General features: G+C 29.8%; 18 protein-coding genes. 16 read left to right on the top strand and 2 right to left on the bottom strand.

Going from position 1 to position 18,232, the window contains the following annotated elements:
- The first annotated feature begins 537 nt into the window (after positions 1-537).
- The 5 genes from CLPU_RS14620 (at position 538) to CLPU_RS14600 (ending at position 6,159) form a co-directional block, all read left to right on the top strand.
- On the top strand, positions 538-1,458 hold the full coding sequence (locus CLPU_RS14620; RefSeq protein ID WP_050378584.1) for an ABC transporter permease: 921 nt from the start codon (positions 538-540) through the stop codon (positions 1,456-1,458).
- A 21-nt stretch (positions 1,459-1,479) separates the two neighbouring features.
- A complete protein-coding gene (locus tag CLPU_RS14615) occupies positions 1,480-2,412 on the top strand; it encodes an ABC transporter permease (RefSeq protein ID WP_321169974.1) in 933 nt (310 codons plus the stop codon).
- 12 nt (positions 2,413-2,424) lie between these two features.
- Complete coding sequence (locus CLPU_RS14610) at positions 2,425-3,441, top strand: ABC transporter ATP-binding protein (protein WP_050378582.1); 1,017 nt, start codon at positions 2,425-2,427, stop codon at positions 3,439-3,441.
- Positions 3,442-3,443: 2 nt separating this feature from the next.
- Positions 3,444-4,409, top strand: a complete 966-nt coding sequence (locus tag CLPU_RS14605) for an ABC transporter ATP-binding protein (protein WP_050378580.1) — start codon at positions 3,444-3,446, stop codon at positions 4,407-4,409.
- Positions 4,410-4,482: 73 nt separating this feature from the next.
- Positions 4,483-6,159, top strand: a complete 1,677-nt coding sequence (locus CLPU_RS14600; protein ID WP_082154257.1) for a peptide ABC transporter substrate-binding protein — start codon at positions 4,483-4,485, stop codon at positions 6,157-6,159.
- 145 nt (positions 6,160-6,304) lie between these two features.
- Here CLPU_RS14600 and CLPU_RS14595 read toward each other — a convergent pair whose 3' ends face one another.
- Positions 6,305-6,946, bottom strand: coding sequence for a TVP38/TMEM64 family protein (locus CLPU_RS14595; protein ID WP_050378578.1), 642 nt, complete (start codon positions 6,944-6,946; stop codon positions 6,305-6,307).
- Positions 6,947-7,247: 301 nt separating this feature from the next.
- On the bottom strand, positions 7,248-7,379 hold the full coding sequence (locus tag CLPU_RS18080; RefSeq protein ID WP_097677583.1) for a hydroxymyristoyl-ACP dehydratase: 132 nt from the start codon (positions 7,377-7,379) through the stop codon (positions 7,248-7,250).
- A 151-nt stretch (positions 7,380-7,530) separates the two neighbouring features.
- On the opposite strand from CLPU_RS18080, the gene CLPU_RS14590 reads away from it, so the two are divergent.
- From CLPU_RS14590 to CLPU_RS14540, 11 genes are all read left to right on the top strand, one after another.
- Positions 7,531-8,121: a DarT ssDNA thymidine ADP-ribosyltransferase family protein gene (locus CLPU_RS14590; protein ID WP_050378576.1), complete on the top strand. Its 591-nt coding sequence runs from the start codon at positions 7,531-7,533 to the stop codon at positions 8,119-8,121.
- Positions 8,122-8,123: 2 nt separating this feature from the next.
- Positions 8,124-9,107 carry an AIR synthase family protein gene (locus tag CLPU_RS14585; protein ID WP_050378574.1) on the top strand — a complete coding sequence of 328 codons (984 nt, stop codon included), beginning with the start codon at positions 8,124-8,126 and terminating at the stop codon, positions 9,105-9,107.
- A 310-nt stretch (positions 9,108-9,417) separates the two neighbouring features.
- Positions 9,418-11,178, top strand: a complete 1,761-nt coding sequence (locus CLPU_RS14580) for an N-acetylmuramoyl-L-alanine amidase family protein (protein WP_050378572.1) — start codon at positions 9,418-9,420, stop codon at positions 11,176-11,178.
- 234 nt (positions 11,179-11,412) lie between these two features.
- On the top strand, positions 11,413-12,435 hold the full coding sequence (locus CLPU_RS14575; RefSeq protein ID WP_050378570.1) for a GerMN domain-containing protein: 1,023 nt from the start codon (positions 11,413-11,415) through the stop codon (positions 12,433-12,435).
- Positions 12,436-12,810: 375 nt separating this feature from the next.
- Positions 12,811-13,038: a FeoA family protein gene (locus tag CLPU_RS14570; RefSeq protein WP_050378568.1), complete on the top strand. Its 228-nt coding sequence runs from the start codon at positions 12,811-12,813 to the stop codon at positions 13,036-13,038.
- 13 nt (positions 13,039-13,051) lie between these two features.
- Positions 13,052-13,276, top strand: a complete 225-nt coding sequence (locus tag CLPU_RS14565) for a FeoA family protein (RefSeq protein WP_050378566.1) — start codon at positions 13,052-13,054, stop codon at positions 13,274-13,276.
- A 74-nt stretch (positions 13,277-13,350) separates the two neighbouring features.
- Positions 13,351-15,366, top strand: coding sequence for a ferrous iron transport protein B (feoB, locus tag CLPU_RS14560; protein WP_050378564.1), 2,016 nt, complete (start codon positions 13,351-13,353; stop codon positions 15,364-15,366).
- A gap of 127 nt (positions 15,367-15,493) precedes the next feature.
- Entirely contained in the window at positions 15,494-15,751 is a 258-nt protein-coding gene (locus tag CLPU_RS14555) for a FeoC-like transcriptional regulator (RefSeq protein WP_050378563.1), read from the top strand.
- A gap of 458 nt (positions 15,752-16,209) precedes the next feature.
- Positions 16,210-16,989 (top strand): ribonuclease PH, encoded by a 780-nt coding sequence (gene rph / locus CLPU_RS16930; RefSeq protein ID WP_050378561.1) that lies wholly within the window; start codon positions 16,210-16,212, stop codon positions 16,987-16,989.
- Positions 16,982-17,605, top strand: a complete 624-nt coding sequence (gene rdgB / locus CLPU_RS16925; RefSeq protein WP_050378560.1) for an RdgB/HAM1 family non-canonical purine NTP pyrophosphatase — start codon at positions 16,982-16,984, stop codon at positions 17,603-17,605. Before rph ends, rdgB begins: the two co-directional genes overlap by 8 nt.
- Positions 17,596-18,075: a metallophosphoesterase gene (locus CLPU_RS14540; protein WP_050378558.1), complete on the top strand. Its 480-nt coding sequence runs from the start codon at positions 17,596-17,598 to the stop codon at positions 18,073-18,075. Before rdgB ends, CLPU_RS14540 begins: the two co-directional genes overlap by 10 nt.
- Positions 18,076-18,232 lie beyond the last annotated feature (157 nt).

Genomic DNA, 18,232 nt, shown 5'->3' with positions numbered 1-18,232 from the left:
TAAATAAATAGATAGTAAATATATAGTATATAAAAATATTAAAAAAATGTAACAAAAAGAAAAACTATTTAACTAATTGTGGAATATTAAAAGAATATTTTTTCTTTGCAGTGAGTGAATAAGGTTATAAATGTGTGATTTTCAACAATATGTATAAACATAATTGTAATATTTATCTATACAAATTGTTAAGAAATATTAATAAATTGTTAAAAATATGTTAATTAGGTTGTGTTATATAATTATATATAATGTCGAGAGAGATTGTGTCGATGTTACTTTTCTGATATTAAATTCAGAAAATTAGAAACTTTTACAATAGGCTAAATTATATTTAAAGTTTAATATATAAAATGCTTTAGAATATTAAAGTGAAAAAGAAGTTTTATATATTTGTTATGTGTTTTTTACTCTTATATATACTACTTTTTTGCTTTTATTTAAGATAAATTGTCAAATTTATCGTAAAATTCAAAACTATAGATATATTAATATCTAGTATAAAAAGGCTTTTATAGATGTATGGAGGTGTAGTAATTGTTAAAGTATACTCTTAAAAGAGGAGTAATAGCGGTGTTAACTGTTTGGGTTATTATAACTATAACATTTTTCTTAATGCACTCAATACCAGGAGATCCGTTTACTGATGGTAAGAAAATACCACCACAAATTATGAAAAACTTAGAAGCTAAATATGGGCTAGATAAGCCACTTATAGTTCAATACGGAACTTATATGAAAAATCTTTTAAAGGGAGATTTAGGAGATTCAATGAAGTATGAAAACAGATCAGTTGGAAATATACTATCAGAAGGATTTCCTGTATCAGCTAAGCTAGGATTATTAGCTGCTACGTTAGGAGTAGTAGTGGGAGTATCATGTGGAGTGATAGCATCACTAAATAGGGGTAAGCTCCCTGACTATTTAGTGATTATAACTGCTGTAATAGGAGTTTCAGTTCCTAACTTTGTATTTGCAGCATTATTTCAGTATTGGTTTGGAGCATATCTGAAATGGTTCCCAGTTGGAAGATGGGGTACTCTTAGCCACTATGTACTACCAGTAGTAGCTTTAGGATTAAGTATGACTGCATATATAGCTAGAATGATGAGAACAAGTATGCTTGATGTATTAGGACAAGATTATGTAAAAACAGCTAAGGCAAAAGGTCTTTCAAAAGGATCTATAATATTTAAACATACTATAAGAAACGCTATATTACCAGTAATAACTATACTTGGAGTTATGATAGCTTCAGTTCTTATAGGATCATTCGTAGTTGAAAATATATTTATAATACCTGGGATAGGTAAGCATTATGTTCAAAGTATTCAACAAAATGACTATACACTTATACTAGGAACTACGACATTTTATGCAACTATATTAGTATTTATGATGTACATTATAGACTTATTATACGGACTAGTTGATCCTAGAATAAGACTAGACCAGTAGTTAGAAAGAGGGGAGAAAAAGATGCCGAAGAGTCAGATGTCTACATTGACTGAAGATATGTTTAAGCCTGTAGACAAAGATATAGATAAATCTGAAAAAATTGTTAGACCTAGTTTAACTTACTGGGCTGATGCTTGGAGAAGACTAAAAGAAAACAAACTAGCACTGTTCTCACTTGGATTATTATTTCTTATAATTATAATGGCTTTTTTAGGGCCTAAAATTAGACCTTTTGGATATTCAGAACAAGACTTTACTCTTATAAATAAAGGACCTACATCAGTACATTGGTTCGGAACTGATGCACTAGGAAGAGATATATTTGTTAGATGTTGGGAAGGAGCTAAAGTATCTTTATTCATAGGATTTATTTCAGCATTAATTAATATAACTATCGGGATTATATATGGCGGAATTTCAGGTTATCTTGGTGGATATGTAGACGTTATAATGATGCGTATAGTAGAGATAATATACTCTATACCAGAGCTATTGTGGGTTATCCTATTAATGCTTGTTATGGGGCAAGGATTAAGCACTATAATAGTAGCGATATCCATTTCTGGATGGGGAGGAATGGCTCGTCTAGTTAGGGGCCAAGTACTACAGCTAAAACAAATGGAGTTTGTACTTGCTGCCAAAACTTTAGGAGCTAGTTCATCAAGAATTATACTAAAACACTTGATACCAAATGCTATGGGACCTATAATAATAAACTTAACTTTCCAAGTTCCTAGTGCAATATTTACAGAAGCTTTCTTAAGTTATATAGGACTTGGAGTTCCAGCACCACTAGCAAGTTGGGGAACACTAGCTAATGAAGGAACATTGACACTTTTAACATATCCATATCAGCTATTATTCCCAGCTTTATTAATAAGTGTAACAATGCTTGCATTTAATATATTAGGAGACGGCATTAGGGACGCACTAGATCCTAAGCTTAGAAAGTAAGGAGGGAAGACGTTGAAAGATAAACTTTTAGATGTTAAAGACTTAGCAGTATCTTTTGACACTTATTCTGGAGAAGTTCAATCTGTTAGAGGTGTGAACTTTCATGTAAATAAAGGAGAAACTTTAGCAATAGTAGGAGAATCTGGATGTGGCAAGTCAGTAACATCACAGACTATAATGAGACTTATCCCTATGCCTCCTGGAAGAATAAAAAGAGGAACAATAACATTTGAAGGAAAAGATCTTACAAAACTTTCAGATAAACAAATGGAGTCTGTTCGTGGAAAAGATATAAGTATGATTTTCCAAGACCCTATGACATCTCTTAATCCAACTATGAAAATCGGAAAGCAGATAATGGAAGGCTTAATGAAACATCAAAATATGGATAAAAAGCAAGCTAAAGAAAAAGCTATAGAAATGCTTAAACTAGTTGGTCTTCCAACACCAGAAAAGCGTGTAGAACAATATCCACATGAATTCAGTGGTGGTATGAGACAAAGAGCTATGATAGCTATAGCACTAGCTTGTAATCCAAAGCTTCTTATAGCTGATGAACCTACAACTGCACTAGATGTTACTATACAGGCTCAGATTATAGATCTTATGAGAGAATTACAAGAAAAACTCCACATGTCAATAATAATAATTACTCATGATTTAGGAGTAGTTGCAGATATATCAGATAGAGTAGCAGTAATGTATGCTGGAGTTATTATAGAGACTGGAACTGTAAATGAAGTATTTTATAATCCAAAGCATCCTTATACATGGGGACTTCTAAAATCAGTTCCTAGACTAGATATAAATAAAAATGAAAAACTGATACCTATAAATGGTACACCACCTGACTTAATAGCACCTCCAAAAGGATGTCCATTTGCGGCTAGATGTGACTATGCAATGGGAGTTTGTTTAGAACAGCATCCAGAAGAAACTCAAATTACAGATACTCACCGTGTAAATTGTTGGCTACAACATGAATTAGCGCCTAATGTTGAGAGTCCTGTAGCCAAAGGAGGGAAATAAAAGTGAGTAACAATGAAAAGAATCTAATAGAAATTAATAACTTGAAAAAATACTTTAATGTAGGTAAAGGACAGATATTAAAAGCTGTAGATGGAATAAGTCTTAAGGTTAAAAGAGGTGAAACTATAGGACTAGTTGGAGAATCAGGATGTGGAAAATCAACTGCAGGTAGAACTATAATAGGACTTTATGATGCAACAGATGGAGATATAATATTTGAGGATAAAAATATAAATAAAATGAACGGAAAAGAAAGAAAAGATTTTACAAGAAAAGCTCAGATGATATTCCAGGATCCATATGCATCACTGAATCCTAGAATGACAGTTACAGATATTATAGGTGAGGGTATAGATATTCATGACCTATACAAGGGTGAAGCAAGACAAAAAAGAATATATGAACTACTAGAACTAGTTGGGCTAAATAAAGAACATGCTAATAGATATCCACATGAGTTTAGTGGTGGACAAAGACAACGTATAGGTATAGCAAGAGCTCTTGCTATTGAGCCTGAGCTCATAATATGTGACGAACCTATATCTGCTCTTGACGTATCGATTCAGGCTCAAGTAGTTAATCTGCTAGAAGATTTGCAAAAAGAATTTGGATTAACTTATATATTTATTGCTCACGACTTAAGTATGGTTAAACATATATCAAATAGAATAGCTGTTATGTATCTTGGAAATATAGTAGAGTTAGCTGAAAGTACTGAACTATATGATAAACCATTACACCCTTACACTCAGGCACTACTTTCTGCTGTACCAATACCAGATCCGGAAATCGAAAGAAGTAGAAAAAGAATAATGCTAGAAGGAGATGTACCAAGTCCAATAGACCCTCCTTCAGGATGTAAATTTAGAACTAGATGTAGTATTGCTAGCACTATATGCCAACAAAAACAACCAGAATTTAGAGAAATTAGACCAGATCATTTTGTAGCTTGTCATATGGTAGAGTAAGTTTTTTCTTCTTACTCTACTTTAAATAAATACACTAAATAAATATATTTAGAGAAATAAGGGAGGAAAGTAAATGAAGATGAAAAAATGGCTTTCATTATCTTTAGTTGCTGTATTATCACTTTCCCTTGGACTGGCTGGATGTGGAAATAGTTCAGGCGACAAGAAAAGTGATAAGGGGAAAGAAAGTACAGGCAAAGAAGAATTAGCAGAAGAACAAGTATTAAGATTTAACTGGCAGGCAAACCCACCTAACTTAGATCCACAAGTTTGTAAAGATCAAGTTTCAGGATGGATCATTAATGGAATTTATGAAGGACTTGTAAGAAGATCTCCAAATGGAGAAATAAAACAAGGTTCAGGTTTAGCTGAAAAATGGGAAGTTAGTGATGATAAACTAACATATACATTCCATTTAAGAGATGCTAAATGGTCAGATGGAACACCAATAACAGCTGAAGATTTTGCATTTGCTTGGAAAAGAGCATTAAATCCAGCAACAGCTTCAGAATATGCTTATCAGTTATATCATATTAAAAATGGAGAAGCTTATAATACTGGAAAAATAAAAGATGCTGATCAAGTAGGAATAACTGTAGTAGATCCAAAAACATTAAAAGTAGAGTTAGAAAGACCAACTCCATTCTTCTTAGATTTACTAGCATTCTATACTTACTTACCAGCTCAAAAAGCTACTGTAGAGAAGCTTGGTGACCAATTTGCTACAGCTCCAGATAAAATGGTATATTCAGGACCATTCGTAGTTAAAGAGTGGAAAAATGAACAAAAGTTAACTTTAGAAAAAAATCCTAATTACTGGGATGCTAAAAGTGTTAAACTTCAAAGAATTGAAGGAGATATGATAACAGATGCTAATGCTCTAGTTAACTTATATGACACTGGAGATATGGATGAAATGACAGTTTCAGTAGACTTTATAGATAAATATAAAGACACTGAAGATTATGTAAAAGTACCAGAAGGTACAGTTTGGTATTTACAATATAACGTTGAAAATAAATACATGAAAAATGAAAATATAAGAAAAGGTCTATCACTTGCGATAGATAGAAAATCTCACGTAGATAATGTTTTAAGAGGTGCTGGAGTAGTTGCAGGAGGATTAACACCAGGACTTATAAAAGGTAAAGATGATGGAGAATTTGCTAAGCAACGTGGAGATGTATTACCAAAATATGATGCTAAAAAAGCAAAAGAATACTTTGAAAAAGGATTAAAAGAGTTAGGAATTACTAAAGAAGAGTTCCAAAAAGGAACAAGCTTCTTAGCAGGAGATAGTACAAGAGCATTAAGAGAAGCACAAACTTATCAAGAAATGTGGAAAAAAGCATTAGGAGTAGAAATAAAAATAGAGTCAGCGTCATTTAAATTAAGACTAGATAGATATGACAGAAAAGATTATACAATAACTATGGCAGGTTGGGGAGGAGACTATAACGACCCAATGTCATTTATGGATTTACATTTAACAGGTGCACCACATAATGATGCTTACTATTCAAATCCAGAATATGATGAATTAGTAAAAACAGCAATAACTACAGCAGATATTAATGAAAGACATGATAATTTAATTAAGGCAGAAAAAATATTAGCAAAAGATATGCCTATATATCCTTTATATTATGAAGTAAAACCACATGCGGTAAAACCATATGTAAAAGGAATAGCTAGATATCCAGTTGGAGTTGATACAGACTTTAAATGGACTTACATCTTAAAACACTAATATAATAAAGTAATCAAAAGAAACCTCCTTGTAGATTAAGGTTTTTACTGAAAATCTATATAAGGAGGTTTCTTATATTTAATTTAAAACATAATAATTAAATAGATTTTGATGAATTCATTTAGTAAAAATGATAACTAAACTATTAACATCCTACTTTGTCTTTAAGACTATTCCATATTGTTGTGGAATAAAAGGTAATTATACTAATTGATATGACAAGTAGTGTAATACTATATACAGAATCTTTGTAACCTATTCCCATATAACTATATAGCAACATGGCAGGAGTGTTAGCTAAAATTATAGATAAAATATATTTGATGTAACTTACTCTTGTTGAAGCTGATAAAAAGCATATAATGTCCGTTGGAGCTACAGGGCAAAGTACTCCTAATGCTAAAAATTTAAATTTATACTTTTCTATTAACGGTACCATCTCTGGATGCTTACTATTAATTAAATTTCTTAGTTGTGAATTTGAGAACTTTCTTCCAGCTAGATATACTAAAGTTTCACTTAGAATGAAGCCTAACATTGATAGCAAAAATCCCTTCATAGATCCGAAACATATTCCTCCTAATACCATAAGGATAACCCCAGGTATGAAAAATAATAGTCTAATTACCCACAATCCTATAAATGCTATCATCGTATATTGTGTATTTGATACTAGATATTGCTTTATAGTCTCTGTATCTAATGCTATTAAATTATATTTTTTAAAAACACATATTAATATAGTCCATATTATAAGTGCAATAAAATATTTTTTATTTATATTCATGATTGTTTCCTCCTAATATATCTAAAGTTTATGTTCTTAGTATAGGGGAGAAACATTAAGAAATAATAAGAAAAATTCTTTAGAATTCTTAACTTTGATTAAATAAGTGTTAACTGTAAAAGAAAAAAAGTAGCTATAGGATAAAACAACATCTCCTTTAGCTACTTTTTTTTGAAAATTAATAAATTGTTTCTTTATATAATGAAACATTAGAATTATATAATTTTTAACACTTTTTATTTAAGTGTAAGAACATGAATAGATTTTTCAATTAACTAAATAATAATTATTATAGTAGATATTAGTTAGCTGTTTTTTTATCTTTAAAATATGGGCAACTGCTACAGCTATTTCCACTAGAAGTTGTTATATGATTTAATGTACATAATCCATCATCTTGATAAAGGCACTTTTCAGAACAGTTAATGCTCATAACTATTACCTCCGATTAAAATGTATTAATAGTATTTTAACCAAATAAAATAAATTTTATTTTTAATTTTTACTTTTGATATATTTTGCCTACAATTTACTATTTTTATATATGAAAATATGATATTCTAATTAATAAAGGAGTTGATTTAGTGTTTTTCTCCGATTATAAAGATACAGGATACGTGTATCATGTTGCTGCTATAACAGACTTAAAAGATATATTAGAAAATGGGATAAAATATAATGATAAAAATACATATATAGATAAATACTTAGGTTTTCATAAGTATATAGATAGTTTAAAAAATGAAGAAATACCTCATTGGGTTCAAAGAGAAAAGGCTATATATGCTAGTATGAACTATTCAACTGATCATCAATGGCATTCACACAGTGTAGTACTAGGATTAAAAGTGAATCCAAGTAAATGCTGGATAGCTAATGAAAGTTTAGCAAATAAAATATATGAACCTTTTATACTTCAACATATAGATATGTTTAGTGATGCAAGGGATTACTTAGATTGCCACGGAGAAAGGATTATAAGAAAATACTGGGATACTTCTCTTAGCTTTAAAGATAATCTTAAACTTAGAAAAGATAGAAAGGAAGGGTATGATGAAGAAGTACTTATTTTTCATAGTATACCTCCTGATGACATAAAACCAATATATATAATATCAGATCATGAATTTACTACTATAGAAAATTGGATTAAATATTTTAAAGGGGAGGATTAATAATGGAAATAGGAAAAGTGCCAAATGACCTACTTGAAAAATTAGTATTTGAAAACATAAAAAATAAAAGAGAAGAAGTCATAGTTCATGCAGGTGTAGGAAAGGATTGTTCAGTAATTGACTTTGGAGAATATAGTTGTGTAGTTTCGACTGACCCTATAACAGGAGCTACACATAATATAGGTAGTTTAGCTATTAATATTTCATGTAATGATGTAGCTGCAAGTGGCGCTGAACCTATAGGAGTTCTTATGACTATTTTAGCTCCAGCTAATACTACAGAAAAAGATTTAGAGCAAATAATGAAAGATGCTGGGAAAGCTTCTGAAAAGTTAAATGTAGAAATAGTTGGCGGTCATACGGAAATAACTGATGCAGTTAATAGAGTAGTTATAACTACTACAGTCATAGGAAAGCAATTAAAAGAGAGAGTTATTACTATGGAAAATATAAAAGTAGGAGATAAAATTCTTATAACGAAATCAGCAGGAATAGAGGGAACATCAATAATAGCTAATGAATTAGAAGATAGATTAAAAAATAAGTTGTCAGAAGAATTAATAAGGGAAGCACAAGCCCTAGGAGATAATATAAGTGTAGTTAAAGAAGGAATGATATGTGCAAGTATTGGAGTAAATTATATGCATGATATTACAGAAGGTGGAGTTTTAGGAGCTATATGGGAAGCTTCAGAAGCTATAGGTAAAGGAGTGAAAGTAAAAAGAGAACTTATACCTATAAAACAGTCGACAAATGAAATATGTAGTATTTTTAATATAAATCCACTTAGACTAATATCAAGTGGAAGTATGCTTATAATAGCTTCTGATAAAAACTCAGAGTTAATACTAAAAGAACTTAGAAAAGAAAATATACAAGTCACTATTATAGGAGAAGTTACAGAGGAAGATATTATTATAGAAGAAGATGGACAAGGTGTAACTATAGATCCACCTCAAAGTGATGAATTATATAAAGTAATATAAATATTAAGAATTATATTGAAAAAGTTCAAATTTCAAGGTTATATATGTTAAATTAATGTTACAAAGTTCAAAACTAATTGACATAATATTTTATATAATGATATAAATAGTATAAAGGAAACTTAAAAATACATAAGAAATATGTTGATTTTCTTAACTACAATATAAATAATGTCAATACATGTATTAAAGTTAGCCAAGTTATCAAAATACTTTGTATTTATTAAATAGAAAGATTCTGAATATTAAGTTTTAAAGAATCTTACTATTTATTTTATTTTGTAAAAAAATAATAAAAGGAGGGGAAGTATTGAAAAGGATAATTTCGCTTTCGCTGATATTTGTTATGCTATTTAGCTTAAGCATGAGTTCTATAGGTCAATCTCAATTTGTCAGAGTATTTATAGATGGGCAATACAGAGATGTAAGAAAAGTAAATGTTTACTTTAATGGACAAACTGTAGTGGGAAACTCTCCATCTATTATATATCAAGAAAGAACATTAGTACCAATAAGAGCCATAGCTGAAAGACTAAATGCTAAGATAGAATGGAATCAGCAAACTGAAGAAGCAACAATAATTACAAGTACTAAAAAAATAGTGTTTAAAATTAATAGTAATTATGTAACTGTTAATGGAGTAAAAAAACCTATTCCTTATAACACTCCAGCTAAGTTAATGGATGATGCAAGTACAATGGTACCTTTAAGATTTGTGTCAGAAGAGCTTGGATGTGAAGTATTATGGGATGCACCAACGTGGACTGCAAGAATTAACTATAATAATGGAGAAAATCCTCCAGCACTAAATCAAGTTAGTGATATTGCAGTAAAAAACATAAGTGGTAATGCTCTTCCGCAAATAGAGATAAAAACAAGTGGACAAGCTAGATATACTACTATGGAATTAAGTAATCCAGATAAACTAGTAATAGATATACATGATAGTAAACTAAATGTAAATGGAAGTGGATATATAGAAAAAGCTGTAGGAAAGTGGCCTTTACAAACTATAAGGGCATCTCAATTTGATCAAGATACAGTTAGAGTTGTTTTAGATTTAAGTAAGATGGTGAGACCGCAAATAACGACTCCTAATGTAAATACTATATCTCTTAACTTTACAAATAAGCTTGAAAAGATAACTAAAGAAGTCATAAATGGTAAAGAGGCTATAGTACTACATAACATGTACCCACAAGAATATAATAGCTTTACACTTCCAAATCCAAATAGAGTTGTAGTAGATCTAAGAAATACTATAGCTCCTGATAGTATAGGAAGTATCTCTACTGGTGTTGTTGGAAGTGTAAGAGTATCTCAATTTTCCAATGATGGATCTTATCCACAGGGAGAAAAAGTTACAAGAGTAGTAATGGATATTAATAGTAGTTATACTAGTCCTACCTTATCTGTAGAAAAGTCTAATGATAAGATGATACTTTATGTTAATGGTCAATCTACAGGTGGAGGAACTAATCCAGGAACTAATCCAGGAACTAATCCTGGAAATGGAAAGCTAATTATGATAGATCCAGGTCATGGAGGATCTGATCCTGGAACAACATCAGTTTCTGGTAAATACAAAGAAAAAGATCTAGCTTTAAATGTAGCTTTAAAACTAGATAAAAAATTGAAGGCACTTGGATATAGAACCATGCTTACAAGAAGTGATGATAGAAGAGTGGAATTAAGAGAGAGAACTAAAATGGCTAATGATAATAATGTTGATGCATTTATAAGTATACACTTTAATTCAGTTGATAATGCTCCTACTGCAACAGGTTTAGAAACTTTTTATTCTTCTAAAAATATTAGTAAAATAAAATTACAAGATGATTACCCATATGCAAAGAAAATACAAGATGGGATTGTGTCAGCATTGAAAGGTAGAAATAGAGGCGTAATTGATAGATCTCTTGCAGTAACAAGAGATGTTAAAATGATATCAGCTTTAGCAGAATTAGGATTTATATCAAATCCGAATGATGAAAAGATAATAGTAACTGAAAGTTATCTTGAAAAATGCGCTCAATCTTTAGCAACATCTATAGATAATTACTTTAAATAAATAGTTATTGTACTAAATAGCAATTAAAAGATTAGTATCAATAGTCCATAATTTATCCAAATATCAATGATATAGGTTAAATTATGGACTTTTTTATTTAAAATCTTTAAAGGATTCATATAGTTTTAAGATTGATAATATATTTTATAGTAAGTTATTAATTATTTTAGTACGATATATGACTCATTTTCTTTTAGAGAAACTAATAAATTAAATTACTTAGGGAGGGTGGGTATGAAACATAAAAAAATTATAGGAATTATACTTACTATATTATTATCCTTATTATTATATGGATGCAATAAGATTGACCAAATAAGGGGGATAATATTTGAAGAAAAGGGAGACATTGAGATAATAAGGAATGATGAAGAAGAGATAAATGCAAGTATAGAAACTAACTTAAGAGATACAACACTTTACTATCAAAATGAAAATGGGTATTTAGTACCTATTAAAAGACAAATACCTTGGGAAGAAGGAATAGCAAAAGCTGCTCTTAAGAACATGACTGATACCGTTGCAGTGAGAGAAGATATTAATCCTATAGGGTTAAAACCTATTATACCAACAGGAACAGAAATAAGAGGAATGACCGTTGATAACGAGACTGGTATATGTAAAATTGATTTTAGTAAAGAAATAGAGAACTATGAAGGTAAGAAACAAGAGGAAAATATGATAAAAGGAATAGTGTATACTCTTACAGAATTTCCAAATATAAAAGAAGTACAAATTATAATAGACGGGAAAGCAGTTACTACAATGAAACACGGAACTAATATAGAAAAACCTCTTAAGAGAGAAGATATAAACTTAATAGAAGTATCTGGAAACACTGATTCGAAAATGGTAGTTTACTATAAAGGAACTGGAAGTGGAGAGTATGAATATTATGTTCCTGTTACTATTCCAGTATCTTCACATAAGAATAATATATTAACAGCACTAGGATACTTGTTTAAGGGAGCTCCTGAGCTTTCAGGATTATATACAGATATTCCAGATGGGGTAAAACTTCAACAAGCTCAGGTAAGCGACGGAACTATATATGTAGATGTTAAACTAGATAATGAAAACTCTATAAAAGATCAAGTTGCTTTTGATAAAATGTCTAAAAATATAAGTCTTACTTTATCTCAGTTTGAAAATGTGAAAAATATAGAAGTATTAGTTGACGGAAAAACATTACAAGAAGCAGGATTACCATTGGAAGGGCAAGGCACGGCTATACCTGTATTTGCTAATGAATATTAAATAGTATTAAAAAATTTATGAATAAAGTATAAATAATTATCAATGCTTATATTAGCTCATATTTTAACCACTTAGTAATAAAATAGGTTAAAGTATGAGCTATATTAAATTATTGGTTATTCATGGACAAACTATACTTTTAAAAGATATTAAATAATACTTTTATCATAGATTCTCTTATACTACTTAATATGTTTGCTAGTTCAATCTTAATAGTATTTAAAATGCTATACTGACACTTTTTTAGGATTTAACAGTCTATAACTAATAATTCTAATGTCATTATTTTTATCAAAACCATTGATTTATTGAGAAAAAAGTAATAAAATATAATTGATAAGGATTATCGTTTTCGGAGATGAAGGAGGGACTTACATGGATAGTTTAGATAAAATGCCATTAGGTGCAAAAGTAAAAGTTAAGGAAATATCAAAGGATGCACATGTTAAAAGAAGACTTATGGATATGGGGGTAGTTCCCGGGGTACAAGTAGAAATAAAAGGAAAAGCTCCATTAGGAGATCCTATTGAAATCTTAATAAGAGGATATAAACTTACTTTAAGAAAAAATGAAGCATCAAATATTATTGTAGAACAACTTTAAGGAGGGGAAGAGTATGGCTTGTGTACCTCTAAGTTTTTTTATAGAAGGCGAAAAAGGTGTAGTCGATAATATTTCAGGTGGAGAGAAAATTTCTAAAAGACTTTATGAAATGGGTTTTAATAAAGGAGCGGAAGTAAAAGTTGTGAAAAATGATGCAGGAACTATAATAGTTTCTCTATCAGGATGTAGAGTTGCTATTGGAAGAGGACTTGCTCAAAAAATAATGATTAACCGGTAATTAATTTACTGGTATTTTATTTTTTAAAATTCGTAAATGATAATGATTATTAATGTAAAAAGGAGGTAGATTTTTTGAATACTATTGCTTTAGTTGGAAATCCCAACTGTGGAAAAACTACTATTTTTAATGCTCTTACTGGCACCAATCAACATGTTGGAAACTGGCCAGGAGTTACAGTAGAAAAGAAAGAAGGAACTCTTAAATTTAAAGGAGAAAAATATAATATAGTAGACTTACCTGGAACTTATAGTTTAGGAGCTTATTCTGAAGATGAGATAGTTGCAAGAGACTTTATTATGAAAGATAATCCAGATGTAGTAATAAATATGGTTGATGCAACAAATATTGAAAGAAATTTATACCTTACTACTCAATTATTAGAAATGGGAACTAAGGTTATCATTGCTCTTAATATGATGGATGAAGCTAAGAGTAGAAAGATAGATATTAATATAGAAAAGCTATCTAAAGAATTAGGTGTTCCTGTTGTACCAACAGTAGCTTCTAAAAAAGAGGGTGTAGATAAACTTATTGAAGAAGCTATAAAGCTTATGAAAAAAGATAAGCCTTGTGAAGATAAAATAAATTATGGAAAAGAAGTAGATGAGCAGATAGATTATCTAAAAGAAATTATAGAAAATTCTTATACTGATATTGAATATCCTTCTAAATGGGTTGCTATTAAACTTCTTGAAGGTGATAGTTATATACAAGATATAATTACAAAGAAAACTGATTCTAATATTCTTGACATAGTTCAAGAGAGTATAGATACTGTTGCTGCTACTTCTATGGAGCCAGAACTTATTATAGTAGATAAAAGATACGAGTTCATTGGAAATGCAGTTAATAAAAGTGTTAAAAAACCTAAAGTAGAAGTAACAACTAAATCAGATAAGATAGATAAGGTATTAACTCATAAATGGCTTGGATTACCTATTTTTGCTTTAATAATGTTTATAGTATATCAAGTAACTTTCGTTGTAGGTCAAGGATTTCTTGGTGATTTAGTAGCTGGTGCAATAGAATCCCTAGGAGAAAAATTAGCTTCAGTTCTTACTAATATGAATGCGCCAGAACTATTAATTTCATTTATAACTGATGGAGTTATTGGTGGAGTTGGAACTGTACTTGAATTTGTTCCATTGATAATGGTTATGTACCTGCTGCTTGGTATTCTAGAAGATAGTGGATATATGGCAAGAGCAGCATATGTTATGGACAGAATAATGAGAACTCTAGGACTTCATGGTAAAACTTTCATATCTATGTTAGTAGGTACTGGATGTAATGTACCAGGAATTATGTCTACTAGAACCTTAGATAGTAAAAAAGATAGAATGATTGCTATTTTAATAAATCCTTTTATTTCTTGTAGTGCTAGATTACCTGTATATTTAGTATTTATTTCAGCATTTTTCCCTAAACACGGTGGACTAGTTTTATTTTCTTTATATGTAATAGGATTCATTATTGCTTTAATAATGGGAAAAATATTTAGTAAAACCTTATTTAAAGGTGAATCTTCTTATTTCGTTATGGAGCTTCCCCCATATAGAATTCCTACTGTAAAAGCAATTTTAATGAATATGTGGGACAAAGTAAGCTCTTTCATAAAGAGAGCAGGAACTATAATACTCGTAGTTGTAACTGCACTTTGGGCATTATCAATATTACCTTATGGTGTTGAACCTTACAGCGAGGCAAGTATTCTTGGAAAGATAGGAACATTTATTGCTCCAATATTTAAACCAGCGGGATATGGAACATGGCAAGCTTCAGTAGGGTTATTTGCAGGTGTAGCAGCAAAAGAAGCAGTTGTAGCAATATTAGGTATGGTATATGCAGGTGTGCAAGAGGGATCAAGACTTGTTACTGCTATCCAAGGAGTTTTCACTCCATTAAGTGCTTTTTCATTCTTGATTATGACACTATTGTATACACCTTGTGCAGCGGCAATTGGTACTATTAGAAGAGAAACAAACTCGAAAAAATGGGCTATCTTCACAGCAGTTTATACTTTCGCGATAGGCTGGGTATTATCAGTACTTGTATACCAAATAGGTAGACTATTCGGATTAAGCTAATTGCTAAAATTGCATAATTGTAAATAAGAAAAGTAATTAAAACATATATAAATTTAAGAAGTATTATGTTGTAAAAGAATATTTTAGATATTTAAGAAGGTAAGTATTTAAGGAAGGAGATGAACATATGTTAGTAGATACTCTAAGAGAAATAAGCAATATGTCAGCTTTTTCTAAAAAGGCATTAGCAAGTAAAATGAATACTAGTGAAGATGTAATAGAGCAAGTTCTGGAACAATTGAAAAGAATGAAATATATTTCAGAAGAAAATAATGAAGCTAGTTGTAGCTCAGGATGTAAAAGCTGTCATACAACTTGTTCTCCAAATCCAATAAATACTTTAACTATTACGGAGAAGGGAAGAAAACTACTAAATTCTAATTAAGATTATAAAAAAAGTAGTTAACTTTATAAACTTAAGATTTAAAGGATTATTTATACTAAATTAAATAATTATTTACACGAAGTAGGCTTATATTAGAATATAAGCCTACTTTCATAATATTTATAGAAAATATAGATTACTTTTCAAATTTTCATATTAGGATATTTACTAGTTTAGTATACAAACATAATTGTCTTTATATTATTTAGTATATTTATATACTTAACGTATATTTTAGTTAGATTTCATATCAAATACTTTATGTATCAACGAATTTAAATATTTGATATATGAAATAAAAAACTATGAGAAGGGTTATAAGTCAGAATTAATGATTGGTTATATATGTTATATTACTTTAACCAGTTATAGAAAAACAATAAAATATTTGTTATTATTATGATATGTATGGATAGAATACTAAATATATTTGAGAGACAGAGAAAGGTAGATAATTAATGAGAATTGATAAGAGAAGTTTTGATCAACTTAGAAGTGTGAAAATTACTAGAAATTATTTAAAGCATCCTCATGGATCTGTACTTATAGAGATGGGAGAAACTAAAGTAATATGTACAGCAATGGTAGATGATAGGGTGCCTCCTTTTATAAAGGGAACAGGAAATGGATGGGTTACAGCAGAATATTCTATGCTTCCTGGAGCTACTGCTACAAGGAAAATTAGAGAATCTAGTAGGGGTAAGGTAGATGGACGAACACAAGAGATTCAAAGACTTATAGGTAGGGCTTTAAGATCAGTTATTAATCTTGAAGATTTGGGAGAAAGAACTATATGGATAGACTGTGATGTTATACAAGCTGATGGAGGAACTAGAACAGCTTCTATAACAGGTGCTTTTATTGCGTTGGTAGATGCTTTACATAACTTATATTCACAAAATTTAATTTCATATATACCAGTAAGAAACTATTTATCAGCGGTTAGTGTAGGAATAGTTAAAGGAAATAGGATATTAGATTTATGTTATGAAGAAGATTCAAATGCAAAAGTAGATATGAACATTATAATGACTGATAAGAAAGAATTTGTTGAAATACAAGGAACAGGAGAAGAGTCACCTTTTAGTTTAGATGATCTAAATGAATTAATTAGACTTGGACAAAAAGGAAATAGTGAACTTATAGAAAAACAAAAAGAAGCACTTGGAGAAATAGCTAAACTTATAGGAAAAAGTAAAGATGAACTATCAGAAAAAGGTGGAAATAAAGATGAGTAAAAAAAATTTAATACTTTCTAGTGGAAATGAGAATAAGATAAAAGAAATAAAAGACATACTTGGTGGTATGAAGATTAATATTATTTCTAAAGATGAAATAGGATTAAAGGATTTAGAGGTAGAAGAAGATAAAGAGACACTAGAAGAAAATGCTATTAAAAAGGCAATGGAAATATCAAAACATGTTGATGGAATAGTTATAGCAGATGATACAGGGCTATTTGCAGATAAGCTTGAGGGTAGACCAGGGGTTTATTCTGCAAGATATTCAGGAGAAGATGCAACATCGGAAAAAAACAATATTAAACTTTTAAAAGAACTAGAAAATGTGCCTAGAGAAGAGAGAACAGCGCAGTTTAGAACGGCTATAGCTATTGTATTAGAAGATAAAAGTGTAAAAATTGTAGTTGGAGAATGTAAAGGAATAATAGAATTTTCTCCAAGAGGAAAAAATGGTTTTGGATATGACCCACTGTTCACACCAGATGGATATACTAAAACTTTTGGAGAATTAGAGCTTGAAGTTAAAAATAAGATAAGTCATAGAGCAAATGCTTTACAGAAATTAAGAAATGAATTAGAGAGCATATTAAAGGATGATGTAATGTGCGAATAGTAGTATTAAGTGATACTCACGGGAGTATAGATAATTCTATTTTGAAAATATCACAATTGAAAGATGTAGATATTATAATACATCTTGGTGATAACGTTAAAGATGCAATAAATCTAAAAGAGAAATTAGGAATAGAAGTTATATATGTAAAAGGAAATTGTGATTTTTTAGGTGAAAAATCAGATGAAGAAAAAATAATAAGCTTAAATAATAAAAAATTTTTTATAACGCACGGTCATTTATATGATGTTAAAAAAGATATGAACAAAATTTTTTATAGAGGTAAAGAACTTGGAGCAAATGTTATTTTATTTGGACATAGTCATGTACCAACAGTAGTTAAATATGAAGATATACTCTTATTAAATCCAGGTAGTCCTACTAAGCCTAGAATAGGTAGTAACAAGAGTATAGGCTTAATTGAAATAAAGAATGATCATATAGAAGGTGAGATATTAGCACTTGAATAGTTTATTAATATATAATTTAAAAATATAAAAATAAAAAAATGTAGAAAAGTGTTGACACCTATAAAATATCCTGCTATAATTTATTATTGTCAGCTAGGTTAAGCGCCTGTAGCTCAGTAGGATAGAGCAACGGACTTCTAATCCGTGTGCCGGGGGT

It is taken from the genome of Gottschalkia purinilytica, assembly GCF_001190785.1.
In the GTDB taxonomy this organism is placed as follows: Bacteria; Bacillota; Clostridia; order Tissierellales; family Gottschalkiaceae; genus Gottschalkia_A; species Gottschalkia_A purinilytica.
This window is presented reverse-complemented; position numbering and strand designations above follow the sequence as displayed.

Excerpts from the sequence above, each read along its gene's own strand:
- CLPU_RS14615 (WP_321169974.1), top strand. The coding sequence starts at position 1,480 with ATGCCGAAGAGTCAGATGTCTACATTGACTGAAGATATGTTTAAGCCT.
- CLPU_RS14600 (WP_082154257.1), top strand. The coding sequence starts at position 4,483 with ATGAAGATGAAAAAATGGCTTTCATTATCTTTAGTTGCTGTATTATCA.
- CLPU_RS14595 (WP_050378578.1), bottom strand. The coding sequence starts at position 6,946 with ATGAATATAAATAAAAAATATTTTATTGCACTTATAATATGGACTATA.
- CLPU_RS18080 (WP_097677583.1), bottom strand. The coding sequence starts at position 7,379 with ATGAGCATTAACTGTTCTGAAAAGTGCCTTTATCAAGATGATGGATTA.
- CLPU_RS14585 (WP_050378574.1), top strand. The coding sequence starts at position 8,124 with ATGGAAATAGGAAAAGTGCCAAATGACCTACTTGAAAAATTAGTATTT.
- CLPU_RS14575 (WP_050378570.1), top strand. The coding sequence starts at position 11,413 with ATGAAACATAAAAAAATTATAGGAATTATACTTACTATATTATTATCC.
- CLPU_RS14570 (WP_050378568.1), top strand. The coding sequence starts at position 12,811 with ATGGATAGTTTAGATAAAATGCCATTAGGTGCAAAAGTAAAAGTTAAG.
- CLPU_RS14565 (WP_050378566.1), top strand. The coding sequence starts at position 13,052 with ATGGCTTGTGTACCTCTAAGTTTTTTTATAGAAGGCGAAAAAGGTGTA.
- CLPU_RS14555 (WP_050378563.1), top strand. The coding sequence starts at position 15,494 with ATGTTAGTAGATACTCTAAGAGAAATAAGCAATATGTCAGCTTTTTCT.
- rph (WP_050378561.1), top strand. The coding sequence starts at position 16,210 with ATGAGAATTGATAAGAGAAGTTTTGATCAACTTAGAAGTGTGAAAATT.
- rdgB (WP_050378560.1), top strand. The coding sequence starts at position 16,982 with ATGAGTAAAAAAAATTTAATACTTTCTAGTGGAAATGAGAATAAGATA.